Origin of the sequence: Paenibacillus gallinarum, assembly GCF_014836635.1 — a bacterium.
In the GTDB taxonomy this organism is placed as follows: Bacteria; Bacillota; Bacilli; order Paenibacillales; family Paenibacillaceae; genus Paenibacillus; species Paenibacillus gallinarum.
Genome location: NZ_JACSQL010000040.1, coordinates 1 through 2,350, shown reverse-complemented (window position 1 = coordinate 2,350; position 2,350 = coordinate 1). Strand labels below are relative to the sequence as shown.

The 2,350-nt window shown below is 46.4% G+C and carries 1 protein-coding gene; it reads left to right on the top strand.

All coding sequences use genetic code 11. The annotated features are described in order from the left end of the window. The first annotated feature begins 714 nt into the window (after positions 1–714). A complete protein-coding gene (gene ltrA, locus H9647_RS25490; RefSeq protein ID WP_191805290.1) occupies positions 715–2,007 on the top strand; it encodes a group II intron reverse transcriptase/maturase in 1,293 nt (430 codons plus the stop codon). Positions 2,008–2,350: the final 343 nt, after the last annotated feature.

Sequence of the window (2,350 nt, the reverse complement as noted above, 5' to 3'; positions counted from 1 at the left end):
GACTCAGGAATACAGTATATAATTACTGATTTTACAGGAAGGCCACTTGATGATCAGGAAATCCAGAAGATAGCGGACTCAATGCTATAATCTAAAAATATTGTTACGCTAACGGTAAAACGATAGTTTAATTAGAAAAAGTAAGCAACCGATCAATAGACCGGTTGCTTTTTCTTTAAGCGCGTGCCCAGCTAAGCACGCATCTTCTAGCCGGTGAAAGTCCGGTCACGGGAGGGGCCAAGCCCCTGTGTAGCTAGGATACCTACGTACGGTGAAAACTGTGCGTAGAAGCGTATCGACAAAAGTATCTGTTGGAGACAGAGCGAGCAACATACCAGGCCGTAACATCAAGTGAATCCTGCCGCGTCGTCAAAAAGGCCTCGCAAGAGGGACGAGGGGAAGCCGAACCCCGGCTTAATGGGTGAAGGCCACGGAAACTGCTAAGAACTTGGAGCGGCAGTGAAGAATCCTCCGGCGTAAGGGGATCGGCATGGTATGAAAGAAGATGCAGTGAACTGGGGAGACCCTCCCCTGCACGGATTTTTTTTTTTTAACCCGTAACAAAGTGGTCTATAAGTCCAAAAGACGAAATGATATACTTGCAGGAAGGGAGTCCGAGGGGCTCATAGTACTGAGGAACTGTAGGACAACACAACCTGCAGGAGGGAAGGAGCCCTGCTTTGTTCATGTTTTTTTTTTAGGAGGTACGAATTAGTGAATGCCAAACGGCTAACGACACCAAAAGAAAACGTTCAACAACTCCAAAAGAAACTAGGTCATGCGGCCAAGGAAAACAAGAAGCGCAGATTCCACGCATTGTACGACAAGGTCTACCGAATGGATGTATTAGAGGAAGCCTGGCGAAGAGTACGAGCTAACAAAGGATCGGCTGGCGTCGATGGAGAAACTCTTTCGGATATTGAGGAAAAGGGAGAAGCATTTTTCCTGTACGAATGCCAACGATGCTTGAAGGAAAACAAATACCATCCACAGCCCGTACGACGGCATTATATTCCGAAGAAAGACGGGAAGCAAAGACCGCTGGGTATCCCAACCGTCCGAGACCGCGTCATTCAGATGGCAGCGAAACTGGTCATGGAACCGATCTTTGAAGCGGACTTTCAGGAATCTTCATTTGGATTCCGTCCAAAACGAAGTGCGAAAGGGGCACTGGACCGTATCCGAAAAGCCTGCAACCGGAAAGGGAATTGGGTGGTCGACGTCGACATCCAAGGCTACTTCGACAACATCAACCAAGAGAAACTAATGAAACTGGTGGAGATGCGAATCAGCGACAGGCGCGTCCTGAAGCTGGTACGGAAGTGGCTGAACACGGGAGTGATGGAAGAAGGCAAGGTCAGACGATCCGATCTGGGTACACCACAAGGCGGCGTGATATCCCCTCTTCTCGCGAATATCTATTTGAATTATTTTGATATTCTGTGGGAACGACATGGCAGTGGAATCGGGGAACTTACGCGATACGCAGATGACCTTGTTGTTGTATGCAAAACGAAGAAAGATGCAGAACGGGCGTATGCACTCATACGTGCGATTATGGATCGTCTGGAACTGACCTTGCATCCGACGAAAACGCGGATTGTAGGATTATGGACGGGAGAAGAAGGGTTTGATTTTCTAGGCATGCATCATCGCAAGACAAAAGCTGAAACATCCTACGGAAAAGTGTACTATACCACGCAGCAGTGGCTGTGCCGGAAAGCGGAGGAACGCATCCGGGAAGTGGTAAAAGAGCGCTTAGCTCCGTCCAGCCAGAGACATAAGTCACTCGCGGAGCACGTAGGTTGGCTGAACCCGAAGATTCAGGGGTGGCGCAATTACTACCACACGTCTTACAGCCAACGAAAAATGGCGAAGTTAGATTGGTACATTGTGTTGCGTTTGGCAAAATGGTATGCAAAGAAAAGGCAACGTTCTCGGTGGCAAAGTGCGGTCCAAGAAGTGCGGTACATGGCGAGACAATGTGGACTCAAAACGCTCTTGTAATCTGTATGCACATGAATGACGAACATCGGAAAGCCGTATGAGGGAAAACCTCACGTACGGTTTGATGAGGAGGGGCTGGTTTACCCAGCCCTTTACTCTAGTCCTGGACAGTTTAGGACCCATATTCATATTGCATGGATTAATAATGAAACCTAGAATTTTAATCGTATTTCCATATTTTAACCTATAGTTATAAACAGACGATATGTTAGAATCTACGATTAAGTAAAAATTGGAAGGGAAAATTCATTAGTTCACAATTACAAAAGAAAGTTTAATAAAATAAAGGAGATGCTTATGTTTAAATTAGTAAAGGTTCATTATCAGAGAGATGCGAAAAAAA